This window comes from Anoxybacillus pushchinoensis (assembly GCF_900111795.1).
GTDB classification, from domain to species: Bacteria; Bacillota; Bacilli; order Bacillales; family Anoxybacillaceae; genus Anoxybacillus; species Anoxybacillus pushchinoensis.
Map to the genome: position 1 here is coordinate 1 of NZ_FOJQ01000101.1, position 2,736 is coordinate 2,736.

At 41.6% G+C, this 2,736-nt stretch carries 3 protein-coding genes; all 3 read right to left on the bottom strand.

The genetic code is table 11. The features are described from left to right. Positions 1-582 precede the first annotated feature (582 nt). On the bottom strand, positions 583-1,338 hold the full coding sequence (gene istB, locus BM213_RS14230; protein WP_091705244.1) for an IS21-like element IS5376 family helper ATPase IstB: 756 nt from the start codon (positions 1,336-1,338) through the stop codon (positions 583-585). Then, on the bottom strand, positions 1,335-2,537 hold the full coding sequence (istA, locus tag BM213_RS14235; RefSeq protein WP_091705246.1) for an IS21 family transposase: 1,203 nt from the start codon (positions 2,535-2,537) through the stop codon (positions 1,335-1,337). Before istA ends, istB begins: the two co-directional genes overlap by 4 nt. Next, positions 2,494-2,736, bottom strand: a 243-nt coding sequence (locus BM213_RS14825) for a hypothetical protein (RefSeq protein ID WP_208601930.1), incomplete at its 5' end; no start/stop codon positions are given. The genes BM213_RS14825 and istA, both read right to left, overlap by 44 nt.

Here is a 2,736-nt window from a genome sequence, read left to right on the forward strand (position 1 = left end):
AACGAGCTTCAGAATTGGAAAGTGGGAAGGATTCGTGCTTGTCGCCGCCTACATTATTTACTTAGTGTATATTATATTGCGGAATTAATGAAATAGTCGTTCATTAATACAAGCGATTAGAGATTTTTTGTTATGAATATCTTTAAAAATAATCATACATTTGTCAATATAGTTTAGGGATAACTTCAATAGTCATTCTTTAGATCACTTTAGTCTAACTAGTATTATAGATAGGAAGATAAGGTGCGAATAAACTCCTTGTAAGTATTTGATAGGTAGCTATCTTTTCTTTTATATATCCATAATGATGATTAATTTTATGATCTTCTAGTTCCAACAGCACCAGCACACCTGTTGTAAAATATGGATCACTTTTAATAGTCATTTTTGTGAAAAAGCCAAATCCAACCTCTTCTGAAAGTATTTGTTTACCTGCTAAGGAGTTATTAGAAGCAAATAATATATTAAGGTCACCATATTGAGAAATTGTATCAAGATGAACTAGAGGAACTTTATACTTTAAATGTCAAGGCCGATTATTTTTTCCCCAAAATCGCCGGTTTAAAATTCCCCAGAAGGACCTCATTGATCCTTCTGTTTTTCTTCTTGGAGCCTCTTTTCCCGTAATCGATAGCTTTCCCCCTTTAGGTTGAAAATGATGGAATGATGCAGTAATCGATCTAACATCGCTGTCGCCAAAACCGAGTCTCCCACGATTTCTCCCCATTCCCCAAAGCTTTTGTTGGAGGTGAGGATAATCGGGGCATGTTCGTACCGACGGGCGATGACCTGAAATAAGTAATGAGCGCTGTTCGGGTCCAGTTTTAGATACCCCATTTCATCAATAATGAGAACGGTTGGCTTCACAAAAACACGAAGCTTTTTCTCCAACTTTCCTTCCTGGTCGGCTTTTCTTAACTGAGTGACCAAATCATGGGCGGTAATAAAATACGTTTTATACCCTCTTGCGATCGCCTCCATTCCAATCGAAATAGCCAGATGCGTCTTTCCAATCCCCGGCGGATCGAGAAAAAGAATATTCTCCTTTCGATCAATAAACGATAAGGTAAGCAGCTCTCGAATCCGACGCTCATCCACGGAAGGAAGTGCGTTAAAATCAAACGTATCGATCGTCTTGCGATATGGCAGTTTGGACAGCTTGATGAGCGTTTGGATCGATCGTGCCTGTTTTTCGACGATTTCTGCCTCTAATAAGCGGAATAAAAACTCTGAATATGATATATTATGAGTAGAGGCGTATTCTGCCATGGCGGACCATCGCTCCGCCATGACAGGCAAATGGAGTTGGTGGCAATACTCGTGTATTCGTTCTTTCATGAGCTTTCCCCTCGCAGGAATGCGTCATAAACGGACAATGGACGAGTATCCACTTCCACCGAAATAGGCGAAATGGTGGCGGCCATTTCCGTCTGTTTCTTTTTTATTTTTTCGGCGAATGAAATCACTTTTTTCTGTTGGTCCACGTGAGAAATCTCCTCCCCTCGAAAGTACAATCGAATATCTCCATTAAATCGCTCCTTCACCAGAATTTCTTTGCCCGCATACTCCGTCGATAAGAGCCATTGTTCCCCTTTGTAGGAGAAACTGCCATCCCAATGCACCTTCCGATAGGAAAGATAGCTCGTATCGTAATCGTTCAACGGGAGAGGTTTCAGCTGTTCCTCTGCCCAACGCTCTTGCGGAGAAATACCGGTAGTGGCGTTTGGCTTCCGATTCGCCACTTGATCGAGCCAACGATGTAAAAGGAAATTTAATTCTTCGATGCTTTCAAACGATGTTCCTACATAGAAGTGATCCATAATATACTGAATGGCTCGTTCGACTTTTCCCTTTGTCTGGGCCCGGTAAGGCCGGCATACTTTTGGAATAAATCCATAGTAACTCGCAAATTCGGAAAATCGTTGATTCCATTTCACCACTCCTTGTTCTCGCCCGTCTGTAACGGTCTTCATATTGTCAAATAACACCTTCTTCGGAACCCCTCCAAAGTACTTGAAACTTTGAATCAGGCATTCCATTAAGTGCTCCTGGTCCTGGCTGGTCGTAAATACCGCGTATTTCATCCGCGAATAGCCTAATGTGGCCACAAATAGCGATAACTTGACTTTTCTCCCTTCGATTATCACCTCCCCGACTTCTTTCCAATCGACTTGCATTTGTTCACCAGGAAGCGTTTCATAACGAACGGTGTATTTCTTTTTCGCCGTCTCTCGGAAAGGTTTTATATAGTCCTTTAAAATCGTCTTTCCTCCTGTATAGCCCTGTTGTCGAATTTCGAAAAATAACTTTTCGCTATTGAACACCCCATCCTCTAACATTCGTTTTTGAAGATACTCTTTAAATGGATCTAACTTGCTTTTTCTTTGTTTTCGCTTAGATTTGGAAGGGGGATTGGGAGAGTGAATATATTTTCGGACGGTTTTCCGATCGATCCCCAATTCCCTCGCAATATCGGAAATACTCATTCCCCTTTCATACATCTCTTTGATCATAAAAAATTCCCCTCTCGTAATCATGAACCATAGCTCCTCTCGTTGACACTATGGTTCTATTGTAAGTGGGGAATTTTATTCCGGCTATATTGGGGATTTTATCATCGGCTTTAACACCACGGGTAAAAGTGTGAGTAAAATATTTGTGGGTGACATTCAGGAATGATTCCCCGACGAGGGTTGCGAACTTTTGTTCGCGACGCTCGTCGGGGCCACCAAGCGA